13 protein-coding genes and 1 pseudogene are annotated in these 17,229 nt (G+C 57.4%); 8 read left to right on the top strand and 6 right to left on the bottom strand.

What is annotated here, in order from left to right; translation table 11 throughout:
* Window positions 1-112: 112 nt before the first annotated feature.
* A complete protein-coding gene (locus HN018_RS25295; RefSeq protein ID WP_338034041.1) occupies window positions 113-706 on the bottom strand; it encodes an adenylate kinase in 594 nt (197 codons plus the stop codon).
* 489 nt (window positions 707-1,195) lie between these two features.
* Between HN018_RS25295 and HN018_RS25300 the strand changes: the two genes are divergently transcribed.
* The 5 genes from HN018_RS25300 (at window position 1,196) to HN018_RS25320 (ending at window position 7,877) form a co-directional block, all read left to right on the top strand.
* Entirely contained in the window at window positions 1,196-2,644 is a 1,449-nt protein-coding gene (locus tag HN018_RS25300) for an NAD(P)H-hydrate dehydratase (protein ID WP_338034042.1), read from the top strand.
* On the top strand, window positions 2,644-3,627 hold the full coding sequence (locus HN018_RS25305) for a zinc-dependent alcohol dehydrogenase family protein (RefSeq protein ID WP_171834380.1): 984 nt from the start codon (window positions 2,644-2,646) through the stop codon (window positions 3,625-3,627). Before HN018_RS25300 ends, HN018_RS25305 begins: the two co-directional genes overlap by 1 nt.
* Window positions 3,628-3,714: 87 nt before the next feature.
* Entirely contained in the window at window positions 3,715-4,791 is a 1,077-nt protein-coding gene (locus HN018_RS25310) for a sensor histidine kinase (RefSeq protein ID WP_171834368.1), read from the top strand.
* Window positions 4,792-5,457: 666 nt separating this feature from the next.
* Window positions 5,458-6,945 (top strand): FAD-dependent oxidoreductase, encoded by a 1,488-nt coding sequence (locus HN018_RS25315; protein WP_171834367.1) that lies wholly within the window; start codon window positions 5,458-5,460, stop codon window positions 6,943-6,945.
* Complete coding sequence (locus tag HN018_RS25320) at window positions 6,945-7,877, top strand: NAD(P)/FAD-dependent oxidoreductase (protein WP_171834366.1); 933 nt, start codon at window positions 6,945-6,947, stop codon at window positions 7,875-7,877. Before HN018_RS25315 ends, HN018_RS25320 begins: the two co-directional genes overlap by 1 nt.
* Window positions 7,878-7,929: 52 nt before the next feature.
* On the opposite strand, the gene HN018_RS25325 is transcribed toward HN018_RS25320, so the two are convergent.
* The 4 genes from HN018_RS25325 to HN018_RS25345 form a co-directional block, all read right to left on the bottom strand.
* Window positions 7,930-8,415 carry a CBS domain-containing protein gene (locus tag HN018_RS25325; RefSeq protein ID WP_171834365.1) on the bottom strand — a complete coding sequence of 162 codons (486 nt, stop codon included), beginning with the start codon at window positions 8,413-8,415 and terminating at the stop codon, window positions 7,930-7,932.
* A gap of 271 nt (window positions 8,416-8,686) precedes the next feature.
* Window positions 8,687-9,109, bottom strand: coding sequence for a response regulator (locus HN018_RS25330; protein WP_171834364.1), 423 nt, complete (start codon window positions 9,107-9,109; stop codon window positions 8,687-8,689).
* A 94-nt stretch (window positions 9,110-9,203) separates the two neighbouring features.
* Window positions 9,204-11,456: a response regulator gene (locus HN018_RS25335; RefSeq protein ID WP_171834363.1), complete on the bottom strand. Its 2,253-nt coding sequence runs from the start codon at window positions 11,454-11,456 to the stop codon at window positions 9,204-9,206.
* Between the two features lie 616 nt (window positions 11,457-12,072).
* Window positions 12,073-12,486: a hypothetical protein gene (locus HN018_RS25345; RefSeq protein WP_171834361.1), complete on the bottom strand. Its 414-nt coding sequence runs from the start codon at window positions 12,484-12,486 to the stop codon at window positions 12,073-12,075.
* A 294-nt stretch (window positions 12,487-12,780) separates the two neighbouring features.
* Here HN018_RS25345 and HN018_RS25350 point away from each other — a divergent pair, with 294 nt between their 5' ends.
* The 3 genes from HN018_RS25350 (at window position 12,781) to HN018_RS25360 (ending at window position 15,546) form a co-directional block, all read left to right on the top strand.
* On the top strand, window positions 12,781-13,050 hold the full coding sequence (locus tag HN018_RS25350) for a hypothetical protein (protein ID WP_171834360.1): 270 nt from the start codon (window positions 12,781-12,783) through the stop codon (window positions 13,048-13,050).
* A 767-nt stretch (window positions 13,051-13,817) separates the two neighbouring features.
* On the top strand, window positions 13,818-14,672 hold the full coding sequence (locus tag HN018_RS25355) for a universal stress protein (RefSeq protein ID WP_171834359.1): 855 nt from the start codon (window positions 13,818-13,820) through the stop codon (window positions 14,670-14,672).
* Window positions 14,673-14,859: 187 nt separating this feature from the next.
* Window positions 14,860-15,546 carry a helix-turn-helix domain-containing protein gene (locus HN018_RS25360; protein ID WP_171834358.1) on the top strand — a complete coding sequence of 229 codons (687 nt, stop codon included), beginning with the start codon at window positions 14,860-14,862 and terminating at the stop codon, window positions 15,544-15,546.
* A 13-nt stretch (window positions 15,547-15,559) separates the two neighbouring features.
* Here the strand turns inward: HN018_RS25360 and HN018_RS25365 are convergent.
* Window positions 15,560-17,102, bottom strand: a pseudogene (locus HN018_RS25365) (acetyl-CoA hydrolase/transferase family protein).
* Window positions 17,103-17,229: the final 127 nt, after the last annotated feature.

Genomic DNA, 17,229 nt, shown 5'->3' on the forward strand with positions numbered 1-17,229 from the left:
GGAGAGGAGCCATGTTCCTTCATGAATCAGGTGGCGACGTCCTTCAAGAGTTTTGGAGGGCGTTCTAAAACTAACGATGCCCTTTCAATCATATGTTATGCGGAAATCCCGCTCAGATCGGCTTCCGTTCAGCTCGGCGAACCATGGTGGCAATCTCGTCGCTGACGACAGCTATGGGCGGGAGGCCGCTTAGGCACTCCAGCTTTCCTTGCGCGTGATAATACGCCAATAGCGGCGACGCAGTACGATGATAGACAGCTAATCTGTTCTTAAGTGTCTCAGCGTTATCGTCCTGCCGGCCTGATCCGGCTGCCTCGCGCTGTTTGACCCTTTTCACAAGAATATCGTCCACAATCTCGAGACTGATTACGAGGTCAATCTCTGCATGTTGTCCGGCAAGTATGTCATCGAGTTCCTTTGCTTGCCTAATCGTTCGGGGAAATCCGTCGAAGATGGCGCCGTGGGCACAGTCTGCTATCAATAGTCGCTCCTTTATAAGCCCTACCACAATGTCATCTGACACTAGGTCACCGTCGACGAGGGTTTTATCAACCGATGCAGCAAGCGCCGAACCCGACGCTGCTGCGTCGCGTAACATATCGCCTGTCGAGATCCTCGGAGTATTCATAAGTTTGGAAAGTAATTCTCCTTGTGTTCCTTTGCCCGCGCCTGGCGGTCCCAGCAAAACAATGTTCACAATTTCCACCCCGTCGGTGCGTGGCTGATTGCTTTATGCCGATGCGGCAAAAGGTAAGGTTGGCTTGTTCATTCAGTTGCTCTGGCCAGCGCGAAAGTTGATGCAACAGATACCTTAGGCTTCGACTTGGCAGACAATCCATGACGATTACTACAACGGGGAAGGCTCGGAAACTACTCACACCTCAATGGTCCTCTATACGCGGCCCGAACTGAGTAGAACCTTTGATTGGACGGCTAGGTAGTTTCCGATGCTCCTTGGTATGGGCATCAACAACTATAGTCCAAGGGTAACCGAGTTATCCGGTTCACGCTTGGCTCGCGCACTTCCGGTGGACGGGGCGGCGACAACGCGGAAGGCAAGGTGTTCAATGAACGGTTTGGGTATTTCGGGATATCAATGGATTGAATTCGTTCAATCGATACGTTCTCTGCCTCAGCGATGAGATCACGAAATCGACTCGAGGGCGGCGATAACGCTCTACTCACGTCCCTACAGATGCAGGAGGCCGATCAGGCCGCGATCGCCGGGGGCGCCGAGGGGTCTGCGCTCATGCAGGCGGCTGGTGCTGCTGTTGCCGTGGCAGTCGGCGTTCGCTGGAAGATGCGGCCGGTAATAGTCCTTTGCGGTCCCGGGAACAATGGCGGCGACGGCTTCGTTGCGGCTAGTCATTTGAGGTCAGCGGGATGGCCGGTAAAACTTGCCCTTCTAGGATCACGTGACGCGCTTGTAGGCGAAGCCGCAGGCGCTGCGGACCTGTGGCATGGTTCAACAGTGCCATTTCTCCCAGGCTGCCTTGACGGAGCCGGAATCGTGGTGGACGCAATGTTTGGCGCAGGGCTCTCAAGGCCCCTCGCAGGCCCGGCTCTTGATCTGGTCATGGCACTAAAACACCGTCACATTCCGGTCTGTGCGATCGACGTCCCAAGCGGCGTCGATGGGTCCACTGGCGACGTGCTGGGAGCCGCAGCACGGGCTGAAGTGACGGTTACGTTCTTTCGCAAGAAGCCGGGCCATCTGCTCTATCCGGGTCGGGGCCTCTGTGGCGACGTCGTTCTAGCGGACATTGGCATACCCGCTTCTGTCCTCAACGCGGGCAGTCAAGATACATGGGAAAATGGCCCCGATCTGTGGCTGGAGAGTTACCCTTGGCCGCAACCCGAAGGCTTCAAATATAAGCGCGGCGAGGTGCTTGTGCTCGGGGGTGAAGCCGTTACGGGCGCAAGCCGTATGACGGCCCTTGCAGCATCGCGCGCCGGTGCGGGCTTGGTTACAGTAGCGGCCCCTGTAAGGGTCTGGAGTATTTATGCCGCCTCCCTGATGAACGCCATCGTCCACAGCTTCGATGGCCCGACCGACTTTAATACGATGCTTGCGGACGCCCGTCGTAACGTGATCGCGATCGGTCCGGGGGCGGGCGTCAATGCATCGACCCGCGACTACGTCCTTGCGGCGTTGGCCACAAAACGCGCCGTGGTGCTCGATGCGGACGCCCTCACCTCCTTCGCGGAGGCCCCGGAGCAGCTATTCGACGCCATCAAGGGGCCCTGTGTGCTGACACCGCATGCCGGCGAGTTCCTGCGCTTGTTCGATGTCGACGGCGACAAGCTGCACCGCACGCGAAGGGCTGCCCAGCGGTGCGGTGCCGTGGTTATCCTTAAGGGGCCAGACACGGTCATCGCCGCACCGGATGGTCGCGCCATAATCAACGCCAATGCACCCCCTCAGCTTGCGACTGGCGGCTCCGGTGATGTGCTCACTGGTTTTGTCGCGGCGTTGTTGGCACAAGGCATGGCGCCCTTCGAGGCCGCCGCGGCGGCGGTTTGGCTTCATGGTGCGGCCGCTTCTCATTTCGGCTTGGGCCTTGTCGCGCAGGATCTACCTGACGTGCTCCCCGCCGTGCTTCAAAACCTCAAAGCGTTGTCAGACACCGTAGGAAGATCATGATGAAGGCAATGGTGTTGAGCGAGCCGAAGACGCCGCTGGTTTGGACCGAGCTTCCGGATCGCCATCCCGGGCCCGGGCAGATCCGGGTGAAGGTGCTGGCTTGCGGTGTCTGCCGTACCGACCTTCATGTGCTTGATGGCGAATTGCCCAACTCGAAAACGCCGATCATTCCGGGCCATGAGATTGTCGGCCGTATCGACGAGGTCGGTCCGGGTGTGACTGAGCTTAAGCTCGGCGAGCGTGTTGGCATTCCATGGCTCGGCCACACGTGCGGCGTGTGTCCTTATTGCGAGGAGAAGCGCGAGAACCTCTGTGATGCACCGCTCTTCACTGGCTACACGCGCGACGGTGGGTTCGCAACCGCGACCATCGCCGATGCGCGCTTCGCCTTTCCTTTAGGCGAAACCGGCAGCGACGTATCACTCGCGCCGCTTCTCTGCGCCGGCCTAATAGGCTGGCGCTCTCTAGCACTTGCCGGCGAAGGGAAGAATATCGGGCTCTACGGATTCGGTGCTGCGGGCCATATCATCGCGCAAGTCGCCAATTGGCAGGGGCGAAAGGTTTTCGCCTTTACACGGCCGGGTGATAAGGCGAACCAAGCCTTTGCTAGGAGCTTAGGCGCCAGTTGGGCCGGTGGTTCTGACGAGATGCCGCCGGACCCTTTGGATGCGGCGATCATCTACGCAACCGTTGGAGACCTCGTGCCGCTCGCGCTGAAGGCGGTAAAGAAGGGCGGACGGGTCGTCTGCGCCGGTATTCACATGAGCAGCATTCCGGGCTTCCCTTACGAAATCCTCTGGGAAGAGCGCCAATTGGTCTCTGTGGCCAACCTCACTCGGCAGGACGGCATCGACTTCTTCGACCAGATCCCCAAGATGGGAATCGTTGTCAAAACGACAACCTACCCACTGGAGGACGCGAACATCGCCCTTGCCGATTTGCGCGCTGGACGTTTCGAGGGGGCAGCGGTTCTTATACCGTGAATGGCCGCTCATCGGGTGATAGTCATACTGAAGGCTCGCGGAGTTGGTCTGCGATCGCCGGGCGAGCCAACATCGTGAGGGCTGCAGTTGAGACAGTTTGAAAATCCTGAGGATGCTCAGACGCTGGCCCTGGCGCTCGTTGAGGCAATTCCTGAGCCGTTCGTCATTCTCGACGATAAGTTCTGCGTTGTCGCTGCCAACGATCCGTTCTATGACACTTTTCAAGTCGATCCTACGCGCGCGCACGGCATCACGCTCTATGATCTCGACAAGCCGCAGTGGGACATTCCAGACCTTCACCGGTTCCTGGAGACAGTCGTGTCCCAGCACACCCAAATCTCGGGAATCGAGGTCGAACGAGACGTTCCAGGCCTCGGCCGCCGGGTCATGCTGATGAGCGCGAGGAAGGTAGATTATGCGCGGACTACGAACTCGAACACCCTGTTGGCCTTCCAAGACATCACCGAGCGGCGAAGGGCAGAAGCGGAAAAGCAGGCTTTGCTCGAGCATACGGAAGCGCTCCTGGCACAGCAGCGCGTGCTTTTCCAGGAGATGCAGCACCGGGTCGCCAACAGCTTGCAGATCATCGCTAACATCCTGACCCTCAAGGCTCGGGGTGTGGCGTTGGAAGAGACCCGGCAGCATCTGGAGGACGCCCGTCAACGGGTGATGTCAGTGGCGACGGTACAGAGCCATCTCCATCTGACGGATGGGATCGACCAGATCGAGATGTCAGGATACTTGGAGAAACTATGCGCCGGCCTTGCGGCATCGATGATCATAAACAGTAGACCAGTAAGAATCGACGTGATTGCCGACGAAGGGTTGGTCCCCTCTCAGAATGCCATCAGCCTGGGTCTCATCGTAACCGAACTAGTAATTAATGCGATTAAGTACGCTTTCCCTGGCCCCAGACCCAATGCTCGTATTTTTGTCAGTTACGAGATTTCTGATATGAATTGGAAGCTGACTGTATCGGACAATGGCGTCGGTAGAGCGGCGGTATCAGAGCCGGCGAAACCGGGATCCGGTCTCGGTTCTATAATCGTTGGCGCGCTTTCCAAGCAGCTTGAAGCTCACGTGGACATATCGTCTACCGTCGCTGGCATGAGCGTAGTCATCACGCGTGGAACCTTCACCTCACGAATCTTCAATGCAGCCTGAAGGCATTCCGACGCTGCGGATGCGAGATGGTCGAATGGGTATATTCAGCTTTTAAGGGGTCCTAACCACTAATGGGATCCCCGGGGAGGCGGGCTCGTGATTCACTGTCTCGGTATGGAAGGTGTGAGATAGCTGAATCGTTTTGGTTTTCTGATCCACAGCTGGCAGATAATGCCGCTTTCTGTCGCAGCACTTGGTGCGTGCCGAGCTCTTCAGCCCGATCACTTGGGAAACCAATCCAGCGACACCGGTTCGGTTTGCACCGGCAGCAGCCGGGTGATCCAAGCGAGTGTATTCGCGAGCGTCCAGAACGGCAACCGCCGCAGATTGCAGACGATCGCGGGGGACGGCAGGCCTCACGCTACGAGGCACGCCTTGAGAAGTGCTGTCAGATTGTCGCGACCAATGTCAGCCGCCCCCTCGTCATCAGCGGGGAAGCATTCCGCGACACGGCGGTGTCTGAAGTCGGCGGCTTAAATATGGCACAGTTTGCACGTTGGCTGCCCGATACCTTTGCAATCGCCGGCAAGCGCATAATCAATCTTCGCAGGCGGAGCGCTGTAGGTAGTTTCCGATACTACTACCCGCAACGTCCGCCACTAAGTTCATGATCATCGATCGGATGCCAGCAGATAGGCTAGGCAGACGGTCCGCCGGAGGTTCGTCATGACCGAAGATCTGCCTGCCTGGAACAGTGAGTACGATGTCATCGTCATCGGCTATGGCTTTGCCGGCGCTACCGCTGCGATCACCGCCCATGATGCCGGCGCGAAGGTCCTGCTCATAGAAAAGGCCCCCGAAGCCGACAAAGGCGGTAACAGCCGGGTATCCGCCAATCTCGTCTTCTGGCCGAATGACGTGGCGTTGGCCAAGGCGTATTTTGTGGCGCTGGCTGGCCCTTACATGGACGACATCTCAAATACTATGGTCGACGTCTGGGCGAACGAGATGTACGCCAACCGGACTTGGCTTGAAGGTCTTGGCATGACGCCGTTCGAACTTCCATATGTAGAATTCCCCGAAATGGCTGGCTCAGAGTGCGTTCGGGTATTGATGAACGGCCCGGGGCCAATGGGCGGAGAACGCCTCTGGCGGATCATCGAGGCTGCCGTCTCGGCACGCGACATCGATGTCCTCTATGAAGCGCCTGCGATCAACCTGATAAAGGATTGCAGCAATATCGTGGGTGTCATGACCAAACAACGCGGCAAGAACGTCGCTATCAAAGCAACCCGCGCCATCGTATTAACCTGCGGCGGCTTTGAGAACAATCCGGCTATGGTCCGAAACTACGTAGATGGCCTGCCGAGGATCTTCCCGAACGGAACGCCGTACAATACCGGCGACGGCATTCGTATGGGGCTGGAAGTGGGTGCTCAGCTTTGGCACATGAACAACATTTCGGGTCCACTGCTATCGTTTAAGGCACCCGAGATTGCGGTCGCGCAGTGGCTTAATCTACCGCATGGCAAAAGCTATCTCTTCGTCGCTAGCGACGGGTCGCGCTTCACGATGGAAGGCGATCCTTGTCTCACTGGTGACCTGCACGGCAAAGTCAAACGTCATGGCCAATGGGGACAGCAGGCACTACCGGTGCCGATCCATATGATCTTTGATGAAACGTTCCGCAAATCCGGCCATATCGGTAAAGCCACTACGGACTGGGATGTCAGCCACGGGAATCTCTACGACTGGAGCGACGACAATATTCGCGAAATCGAAAAGGGCTGGATCAAACGGGCGGACACACTCAGCGAACTCGCTGACTTGATCGGCATTCCCGCAGAGGCGTTGGAAGCCAGTGTGGTCCGCTTCGACGAATTCGCTTCCGGTGGCGTGGACGCAGACTGGAACCGGGCTGCCGATAAGATGGCACCCCTCGATACGCCGCCCTTCTATGCCATGGAACTGACTCCGGCATTCGTAAATACTCAGGGCGGCCCTTGCCGCAACGAGAACGCACAGGTAATGGGCGCTGACGGCAACCCAATTGGACGGCTTTACTCCGCGGGAGAACTCGGTTCGATCTATTCGTTCCTCTACCAAGCCGGCGGCAACATCGGTGAGTGTTTCGCCTTTGGCCGGATCGCTGGCCGGAATGCTGCGGCGCAGACACCCGCGCCAAGTATGGCCAAGCCATTCGCTTTCACCTGATGGACGCCATCGCCGCGCCCCTCGACTGTCTTGTGATCGGCGGCGGCCCAGCAGGCCTCACGGCGGCAACATACCTAGGCCGCTTTCGCCGGCGCGTAACGGTAATTGACAAAGGCTGGAGTCGCGCTGAATGGATCACGCGCAGCCGCAACGTTCCGGGGTTCCCCGCCGGAGTGGGCGGCCCGGTGCTACTCGACCTCATGCGAAGCCAGGCGCGCTGCTATGATGCTGAACTTCAGCTCGGCACGATCGACACCCTGAGTCGGGGTTCAGACGGGCTGTTCACCGCCAGACTGGCAAATACGCAGCTCACTGCTCACACGGTTCTGCTCGCCAGCGGTGTTGTTGAAAACAAGCCGCCATTAGCGCATCTTGCCGATGCGGTGAAGCGCGGCTTGATCCGGACCTGTCCAGTCTGTGATGGTTATGAAGCGATCGACAAGTGTATCGCCGTCTTCGGCAACGGGGAGCATGCTGCCAGAGAGACGCTCTTTCTTCGCACATATTCGTCGCGGATCTCGCTGCTGCTCACACTTGCAGATACGGCAGCCCTATCTGATCAAACGAAGGCGGCATTAGAAGCAGCCGGGATCGAACTCAACCATGTGGTTGTTGGCTCGGTCGGCATCGATCAGGACGGCATCACTGTACTAAGCGCCGAAGATGGGCGACAACACCACTTCGACTTGGTCTATTCGGCGTTCGGGATGACACCCCAGAGCTCACTGGCTGCGGCGCTTTCCGCACGTGTCAACGAACTCGGACGTCTTTTCGTCAACGAACATCAGCAGACGTCAGTCCAAGGGCTCTACGCCGCCGGCGATCTCGTGCGCGGTCTAAACCAAATCAGCGTTGCTGCGGGCGAAGCAGCGATCGCAGCGACAGCAATTCACAATAGCCTACCGCGGTCGTTCGCGTCTCAAATTGCGTAAAGTCCAATTCGGGCCACGCCGGGTGGCTCATCTGAGCCTGCTACGGAAGGGTCTATAATTCCGTCCGCTCCCCGGTATTTGCCGGCATTTGCGAAATGGCACGCACTAGGTCTGCACGGCTGACGATCCCCACCATCCGGCCGTTCCGCAGGATCGGTAGCCGCTTGATGCGGTGACGGGTCAGCAAATCGGACAGTTGGGGCAGTGTGGCCGTGTCTGGGGCAGTGATAACGGGAGTCGTCATCACGTCGCGAGCCTGACGATGATCCTGACGCACGTAGTCGGTAAATTCCGGAGCTAGGTCATTTCCTTCGGCAATTAGGGACAACCACCAAGCACGTCTCAGCCGGTTGCTTTCACCAAAGGGGCGCAGCAGGTCACCTTCGCTTACCAAGCCGACAAGGACACCGGACTGATCACAGACCGGCACCGCGCTGATATCGTGTGTCGCTAGGACCCTAGCGATGGCCGCTATAGTGGCATCGGGAGTGACAGAATAGACTTCACGGGTCATTATTGCAGATGCGTCGTCCAACATGGCGTTCTTGAATCCTCGAAAACGCTTTGCGATGAACTCTCGCAAAGTGGCCGGAGACCATAAGGTCTGAAGCACAACCAGAGTGTGGCTGTGTCTATCGCCTAACTCGAGCCTAGATCAGAATCGGAAACTACCTATCGCCGGGGCGTCGAGAACCTGGACAGATGCTCTAGTGGTTGGAATTAAAACGCCTTGCGGTCGTTAACCGGTAGTCGGTTCCACCGTCTGACCAATTATAGCTGCTATGATCGCTACGCTATGCCGGTATTGCTCAAACAACCGGCGACGGGCGTAGTAGCCGAAAGCCCGTAGGATGGGGCAGCGCCGAGTGACCCTTGGTAACAATATCGATTACGATCGCCAGTGCGCTCAACAGGTCAGCTGGCCGGTAGGGCTTGCTTATAAAGCCGACACCGTGCGCAGCTTTAAGCTGTGCGCCATTCACATGGTCGCTCGCATATAATATACCGAGCCCATTTAGGCCGCCCAATTCACCGACTATTTCTGTGCCTACTCGACCATCGGCAAGCTGCAGGTCAATAAGGGCATAGTCCGGCTTGTGAAGACTGCAAGGCTTAACCGCTTCCGTCACCGTACGGGCGATTCCTATGACAGCATAGCCCTCCAATACGAGTAGGGTCTCTACGAGGTCGGCAATCATGAGGTCGTCTTCTACAATGAGAATACGGGTCATATGGTTACTTGTCTTCGGTCAGGGTACGAGGGCCTTGGCTTTTGTTAGAACCTTTTACAGATCCCTGCATATTATTGACTGGGTCGGAATATACCTACGTCACGTATTGTTCATCCCAGTTTGCTGCCAGGGCAAGACGGGCTAAGGCCGGAAGCGACTTGGTATTCGTCTTACGCATGATCGATGCCCGGTGATTCTCGACCGTTCGCTGGCTGATTCCAAGGTCGACAGCAATATTCTTGCTGGGGTGTCCCGCGAGGACCATGGCCATGATCTCCCGCTGACGGACGGTTAGATCTGCGACCAAGCTCGCCGCCTTCTCCCGGCGGTCGGCGAGATCCTCAGAGCTATGCATGTGAGTGAGCGCGTTCCTTAGACTGGCAATCAGATCGGAACCACCAACCGGCTTCTCTATGAAGTCGGACGCCCCTGCTTTCATAGCCTGGACCGCCATAGCTACGTCACTGGCACCCGTAATCATGATCACCGGCACGACATCTCCGTCTTCACGAAGCTTTTGAAGGAGCGCGAGGCCGCTCATGCCCGGTAGGTATGCATCCAGCAGTAAGCATGAATTACGTCCTGGCCTGTAGACGGCGCAGAACGCTTCCGAACTAGCATAGGCCTGAACAACTCCCCCTGCACTCTCAATCACGGACCCCATGGCATCGATCACGTCTCGATTGTCATCAATCACGAATATTGTCGCCTCATTGAGGCTGAGATCGGTGCCCTTCTTGGGGGGCGCTGACGCGGCGCGGCTGGAGCGCGAGACAGACAGGCTACGCTGGATGGCGGCGGTCAGCTCCCTCAGCTTGACGGGTTTTGTCAACCGCACGGCGTTCTGACTACCGGTCCCATGCGCCGCATGGGTCGAGGCGTCACCGCTTAAAATAATGACTGGTATCTCGGCGCTCAAGTGCCCCTGCAGTCTCGTCGCGATTTCGGGGCCGCTCCGACTTGTTTCGTGCTTTGAGTCCGTCACAAATATGTCCGGCCGCATACCTTCGACCTCTATTAGCTCCAGCGCTTCTAGCCCGTTATGTGCCAACACGACCCGATAACCTTCGTCTCCGAGCAAGTTCTGTAAAATCTCACCGGTTTCCAAGTCGTCTTCGATCAGCAAAATGCTGCTTGCCTCCGCAAGGGGCGGGCTTCCCCGCCCTTTGAATTGCCGCACAACTGGGCTTGCAGACGGCGCCGAATCGGCAGCTTGTAGAAGCTCGATTGCAAACACCGATCCTTTGCCAACCTCGGAGCGTACGCGTATGCGATGACCGAGCAGATTTCCGAACCGATGGACGATCGACAGACCGAGCCCCAACCCCCTTGTCGACCGCCCCTCCTGGGTATCAAGCTGGTGATACTCCCGAAAGATAGTCTCAACAGCGTTTTCCGGTATACCAATCCCGGTATCCCAGACTTCAAGGCTGAGTGCGGTACCGTTGCGGCGGCAGCCGACAAGGACCTTTCCTTCAGGGCTATATTTAATGGCGTTCGCAAGCAGGTTTCTAATCATCTGCTCGAGCAGGCGACGATCGCTTTTTACAAAGAGACTACATGGAACTACCCGCAGCAGGACACCTTTAGCCTGTGCATCGTAGACAAACCCATCTTTGAGTCGATCGAGTATGTCGTTGATGCTAAATTCTGTGATATTTGTTCTCACGGCGCCCGCTTCGACCTGGTTGAGGTCGAGAAGCGAGTTCAGCATGCTTGACATTGACTCAAGCGTCTGGCCCAGTCGTAGAACAAGTCTTTCGGCTGGATCGCCTTGGATGGTTCTGGCCAGGATACCTTGCAGTAAGACCAGTGATTGTAGTGGCTGACGGATATCGTGGCTGGCCACGGCAAGGAAGCGTGACTTTTCGGCATTCGCAGCGTCTGCCTGATGGCGAGCATCTTTCTCGGTAAGAAGGTCGGCATTGTGACGCTCTAAGAACTGCAGCCGGTCTAGTTCGCCCGTTACATCAAGCTGACTAGCAAAGAAATATATTAGATCGCCGCTTGCGTCGTGAAGCGGCACCATGTGCAGCCGATTCCAAAACGGTGTCCCGTCTTTGCGATAGTTGCGTACCTCAAGATCGAGTGGCTTCCCGGATCGCGCTGCGGCGCGCATTAGGGCTACCTTGGCAGGTTCAGTTTCGGGCCCCTGCAAAAAGCGGCAGTTTCGGCCTATGCTCTCCTCGCGGGAATAGCCAGTTAAATTGCAGAATGCGTCATTGACAAACGCGATCGGATTGTCAGCTTCCCTTGGATTGGTGATGACGACTGGCATGCGTGTCGAGCACACGATGGCGGCAAACGGATCACTGCTAGCGCCTACACGTCCGAGCGCCGCATCCATGTGGGCAAGCGCTCCTCTGTCCGTTAATCGGTCGGTCTGATCATAGGACATGAACGGTTTCTCGCTCTATGGACGTCATCCAGCGCGGGTGCGCGTTCCAGTCTCGCCGTCGGCGAGTTCGATGATGTAGGCGGTTACCGCTTCTCTGTTACTCAAGCGTCCAAAATTTAAAGTTTGCCTAGACGGCGGTTTGCTTTAGATTAAGACTGCGGTCTCGATTGGCCGCACGGTAGAACATCGACGGGTCGACGCATCGCGCACCGGCTATTTTCTGCTTGACTCCATTAGCGTCTACTCCAACCGGAAACTTTCCAGAGGCTTCGCCGAAGCTGATCATTAAGCACAAAGACTTGATAACAACAAGCGATGATGTGTCATAGTGTGAAACTGAGACCAGGTTCGGAGACGGCGAACATCGACACCGCATCCGCGTGGGGGAGGGAGTCGTTGACCCCTAGTCCGATTTGGTTCGAAACGATCCGCGTATCAGTCTGGCTCATCGCGAACGCACCGCGGGAGACCCTCGAGTCGTTGGTTCGATATACGACGCTCTGGTCGCCGGTCGCCAATACGATCCACAGCCCTGTCCACCTCGACGTGACTCCTGAGCCGGAAGCTACCGCGGTAACCTGATTGCTATGTTTCCGCTGGGGGTGGTTACTACTGGTAGAAGCAGCACCGGGCGCGGCTTCTGGCCCGCGTCGCGTTCGGAAATGGCCGCACAGACGCCGACGGAGTTGACGTTGGCACGAAATTTGTGGGTTGTATCGCTGAAATGCTCGTTGATGAAGAAGACCTGGTCAGGACCGGCCAGCTTGTCACACGCATGCATACGAGCGACCAAAAGGCGACGTTGGGCAGAGATGAAGCCCTGGTGCTTCAGGCCAGGAACACGCTGAACAACCGCGCTGCCGACATCGCTTAACGGAAAACGGCGGCGGACTTCGACGGGCTGGAACTCAACCGAGCGACTGTCCTGGTGCGGCAAGGTTATGCCACCCACCAACAGCCCGGCCAGCAGGAGCAGCAACTGAATGCCTCGACCGCGGCCGTGACGATGGCGTTTTCCGGGGTGGGGAGGCAAAACAGGCGCTCAATGCGTCCAAGCACCCAGTCGCGCTGGATCAGGTCGACATCGCCGACAATACGCTGGTAGCGCCCGGCGGCGGGCGGATCGAGTATCGCATATCGAAACCGGCGAGGTGTTGCCGGCGGGCGGCAAGGTCCGTACCATGATCGACCTGACCTATGTCTATATGGATGTCTACTTGTCGACAGCGAACGCGGGACCCATCGGGCTGGGCGGTAACGCGACGCGCGCATCGTGCTGGGCGCCAATCCGATTAGCCCACCGCCGGCAAGGATCACCTTCCTCACCTCGGAAGCACAATTCACGCCCAAAGACGTCGAGACCGAGGACGACCAAGACAAGCTGATGTTCGGTGTCGGTGTCGGTGTCGGTGTCCGAATCGACCCGGTCCCCTTGTTCGCCGCATTCGACCGGGTCAAGACGGGTCCGCCCGGCTTGGCTTACGTCCTTCGCGATCCTCACGTTCCCTGGCCGACGCAGCTGCGACCGAAGCCACTCCCGTGACGGCTACCGGCAAACAGATGACCCGGCTTACAGGGGTCAGCCACCGCTATGGTCGCGTTGTAGCGCTGGATGCCCTCACGCTGGACATTCCGTAGGAAGTCATGATCGGGTTCATCGGCCCAGACGGGTTTGGCAAATCAACACTTCTCGGCCTGATCTCGGGGACCAAGCGGGTCCAGGGTGGATAGGTCTGGGTGCTGGACGGAGACATGGCGCAGCCAGAGCGCGAACCGCCATCTGCAGCACCGAACGCATCGGAATCTGCTGTTTTTGTACTTTACTGCCATACCTTGTGGGCCCGGAGTCAGTTTTACGAATGATATACCGGCCAGCTTTAGCGATCGCCACTTCGGCACCAGTCTAGCCAATGCTCCACTCTCTCATTCGTTACGCTGTCATTGTGGACCGGGGACATGGGGTGATTAATCAAGCCAAAGGACGCAACCGGTTCTGGGACCCGATGACCGACCGGACCATCTTCTCAAAACATGCGTGTAATCCCCGCAAGCCGAGCCGCCGGTTGTCAATTGGGGGGTAGGGTATGCACCATCTCAATCAACATCGGAGGAAGAAGTCGATGAAGAAGCGGATCCCTGCCCGGCAGCACTCGAGGTGTCGCTAAAATAGTTACATTGGTAAACACTGATGGTATTATCGCCGCCAGTTAATTTTGTTGATGTTCGAGGCGACGTGCACCCCAGGGCCTGCTACCGTGAGAGATGCATGCCATACTCGATCACCCTCAAGCCGAGAGTGAGATGCATTCGATGTCAATCCAGACAATATTCGTCCCGCTACAGAAGGAAGATCTTCTATTGCCGAAGCTAGGATATGCTCTAGCCCTCGCAGGCGGTCTGGATTCCAGTATAGAGGTAGGTTTTATTCATGAAGGGCACGATCCAGCAACAATCGATGTTAATTTCACCGGCGGTGACGTGGCAAAAGGCTTTGCTCTGAACGCGGAATATAGGGATCAGATAGACGTCGATGCACTACGCCGCGACCTTTCGACCTGGCCCGAGACATATCGTCCGCCTGCCGGCGGTAGACATCCCAGGATCGAGATGCACGAATACTGGAAAGGTATTGATAATGTTCTCGCACGGGTGGGACGGTTAAGGGACCTGATCCTGACAGGCCCTTGCCGTTCACGCTCAAACATCTTCGCAGACTCAATGAGCCGTGCGTCGCTTTTAATGAGCGCGCGACTGATCCTCGGGCTTGGAGACGTACAAGTTGAGCCGGCTCGTATGCTGGAGCGCGTCGTCATCGCATGGGATGGAGGCGCCAGCGCCACCCGCACCGTCGTTCAAGCTCTCCCTATTCTCAGGCTCGCCGTTAACGTAAGCGTGGTGGTCATCGGCAACCCTTCATCATCGGGTCCCAGCACCGACGATCTGGTGGACTATCTCAGTGCGCGCCAAGTAACTGCCCAAGCCGTCTCACATCCAAAAGATCTTCACACAACCGGTAGTGCTCTTTTGAAATACCTCGACCTGGAAAAGGCTACACTGCTCCTCATGGGAGCCTACAGTCATAACCGGACGGGAGAACTTATCTTTGGTGGTACAACAGTCGACGTTCTTGAACGGATAAGAATGCCTGTCTTAACCTCATTCTAAGAACAGAATTACCGCGCAGCATACCTTGCTCATCCCACGTGCGTTTAAAAGAATACTACGCAATGGAGACCGGTTCGACGGCATTGACACCGCTTCGCTGTGTAGCGTGTAGGTATATTCCGCAGGAACGGCCGGTTATAATCCAGGCACAATCATGGTAGATAAGGAGCTTGTCCTGGAGAGCTTGATGAACCTGTCATTCACGGCCCCTACCTTCCCAATCACTGCTGCCATCCCCGCGTCGATAGCAACTTCCTGGGCAGAAGAGGCAGATGGACGGATTCGGTCGGACGGCGTCATTCTGCGGTTTGGTTCCGACCAGACAATCTATACTGAAGGTGAACGCGGCCACATCTTCTTCAAGGTTTTGTCCGGCACGGTACGAGCCTGCAAGTTTTTCTACGACGGAAGGCGGCAGATCAATGCCTTTCATACTGCTGGCGACGTCTTCGGTGTAGAGGCCGGCACCGACTACAGCTATACGGCGGAAGCAGTATGCGATTGCAGTGTCATCTCTTACCGACGACAGGAGCTGGACAGACTTACGCTCCTGGACGCCGGGTTGTCCAGGCAGTTATTCTTCTACGCGATGCGCAACTTGGCCCATGCTCAGGGCCATGGACTGCTGCTCGGACGTAAAAGCGCTATCGAAAAAGTGGCAACGTTCCTGATAGATTGGTCGGAACAATCGTCCGAGAAAGGCATCATCGTCCTGTCGATGACTCGTAAAGACTTGGCGGACTATCTCGGCCTTACCATCGAGACGGTGTCCCGCACCCTGTCATCCCTGGAGCGGCAGGGCATCATCGGGCTGGATTCCGCTCGGCAGATCCGCCTCGTCAATCCGGCAGCGCTTCAGGGAATGCAATCCTGATCGCCCGGCCTGATCAGCTGCGTCGGATCTGCAGCATCGAGCCGGTGTCGACGTAGCGCTGGTGGAACGAGAGCGCCTCGTCGAGTAATGTCGGAGACTGCAAGCCATATGATCCCGTAAGCGCGCGTCGGAAATAGTCATCTAGGATCGGGCGGAAGGTTTGGTGTGCACAGTTGTCGATGATCACCCGCGCCCGTTGCTTCGGCGATAGCCCACGCAGATCAGCGAGGCCTTGCTCGGTGACCAGCAGCTGAACATCCTGAGTGATGTGATCGACGTGGGACGCATGTGGCACGATCGAGGAGATGCTGCCCCCCTTCGCGGTCGATGGCGTCATAAAGATGGAGAGATAGGCGTTACGAGCAAAGTCCCCTGAGCCGCCGATGCCGTTCTGGATCCGCGAGCCCATGATGTGCGTCGAATTAACGTTTCCGAAGATATCTGCCTCAATTAGTCCGTTCATTGCGATGCAGCCCAAGCGCCTGATCAACTCGGGATGGTTGCTGATCTCTTGTGGCCGCAAAATCAAACGGTTCCTGAAGGTCGCCATGCGGCTGTTGATGTCCAGAGCCGCCTTTGGGCTCAACGAAAAAGCCGTGGCAGAGGCTACCAGAAGCCTACCGCTGTCGAGCAGGTCGAGCATCCCATCCTGGATCACCTCCGTGTATGCAGTGAGCTGCTCAAACGGCCCTTCGAGTAGCCCGGCAAGTACCGCATTTGCGACGTTGCCGACGCCGGACTGTAGCGGTAACAGGGTAGCCGGCAGCCGCCCCCGGGTGACCTCATGACGAAGGAACTCGATCAGGTGACCGGCGATCCTTCGCGCAGCATCGTCAGGCTCCGCAAACGGCAAATTGCGGTCCGGCGCATGCGTCTCGACGATGGCGACAATCTTCGCCGGATCGCAGGTGAAATACGGCATGCCGATGCGATCGTCCGGTCGGGTCAGCGGGATAGGCTTGCGGTCCGGCGGCAGTCCCGTGCCATAATAGATGTCGTGCATGCCATCGAGGGCCGGATCCTGCCAGGAGTTGACCTCGAGGATCACTTGGTTGGCGCGGTCGAGCCAAGTCTTGTTGTTGCCGACCGACGAGGAAGGCACCAAGGTGCCATCCTCACGGATCGCCGAAATCTCGATGATCGCGGTGTCTAGTGGGCCCAGGAAGCCTTGCCAGGCCATCGGCGCCACCTGGCTCAGATGCATGTCAAGGTACTCTATTTCGCCGCGGTTTATCTTCTCGCGGCAGGTCGGGTCGGAGTTGTAGGGAAGGCGCAACTCGATCCCATCCGCACGGGCAAGGGCGCCGTCGAGTTCCGGTCCGGTAGAGGCTCCTGTCCAGACTTTTATCGCGAACGGCTCGCCTGCGTCATGCGCTGCCGTGATCCGGTTGGCCAAAGCCGGAGGAACGGATTTTTGGATAACCGGAGCCGGTGAACCCGCTCATGCCGACGGTGCTGCCTGCTGCAATGAACTGTGCCGCGGCCTCTGCCGGCATAACCTTCTGCTGCAAGGGCTGATTCTGAATCCGGCCTCTACATCCACTTCTACCGGACATCGATCGTCATCCCCATTTGATGATGAACTAATCCTAGATCACCATCCGGCAAACCTTGGCTGCCAGCTTGAACCGCCCACCGTCGCTGAACGTGATGATCGAATGACGTGACGAGTACTGATACTTG

The sequence above is a fragment of the Lichenicola cladoniae genome (genome assembly GCF_013201075.1).
In the GTDB taxonomy this organism is placed as follows: domain Bacteria; phylum Pseudomonadota; class Alphaproteobacteria; order Acetobacterales; family Acetobacteraceae; genus Lichenicola; species Lichenicola cladoniae.

Coding starts and splice junctions, on each gene's coding strand:
- HN018_RS25305 (WP_171834380.1), top strand. CDS start 2,644: ATGAAGGCAATGGTGTTGAGCGAGCCGAAGACGCCGCTGGTTTGGACC.
- HN018_RS25360 (WP_171834358.1), top strand. CDS start 14,860: ATGAACCTGTCATTCACGGCCCCTACCTTCCCAATCACTGCTGCCATC.
- HN018_RS25325 (WP_171834365.1), bottom strand. CDS start 8,415: ATGTTGGACGACGCATCTGCAATAATGACCCGTGAAGTCTATTCTGTC.
- HN018_RS25355 (WP_171834359.1), top strand. CDS start 13,818: ATGTCAATCCAGACAATATTCGTCCCGCTACAGAAGGAAGATCTTCTA.
- HN018_RS25315 (WP_171834367.1), top strand. CDS start 5,458: ATGACCGAAGATCTGCCTGCCTGGAACAGTGAGTACGATGTCATCGTC.
- HN018_RS25330 (WP_171834364.1), bottom strand. CDS start 9,109: ATGACCCGTATTCTCATTGTAGAAGACGACCTCATGATTGCCGACCTC.
- HN018_RS25335 (WP_171834363.1), bottom strand. CDS start 11,456: ATGGATGCGGCGCTCGGACGTGTAGGCGCTAGCAGTGATCCGTTTGCC.
- HN018_RS25300 (WP_338034042.1), top strand. CDS start 1,196: ATGCAGGAGGCCGATCAGGCCGCGATCGCCGGGGGCGCCGAGGGGTCT.
- HN018_RS25320 (WP_171834366.1), top strand. CDS start 6,945: ATGGACGCCATCGCCGCGCCCCTCGACTGTCTTGTGATCGGCGGCGGC.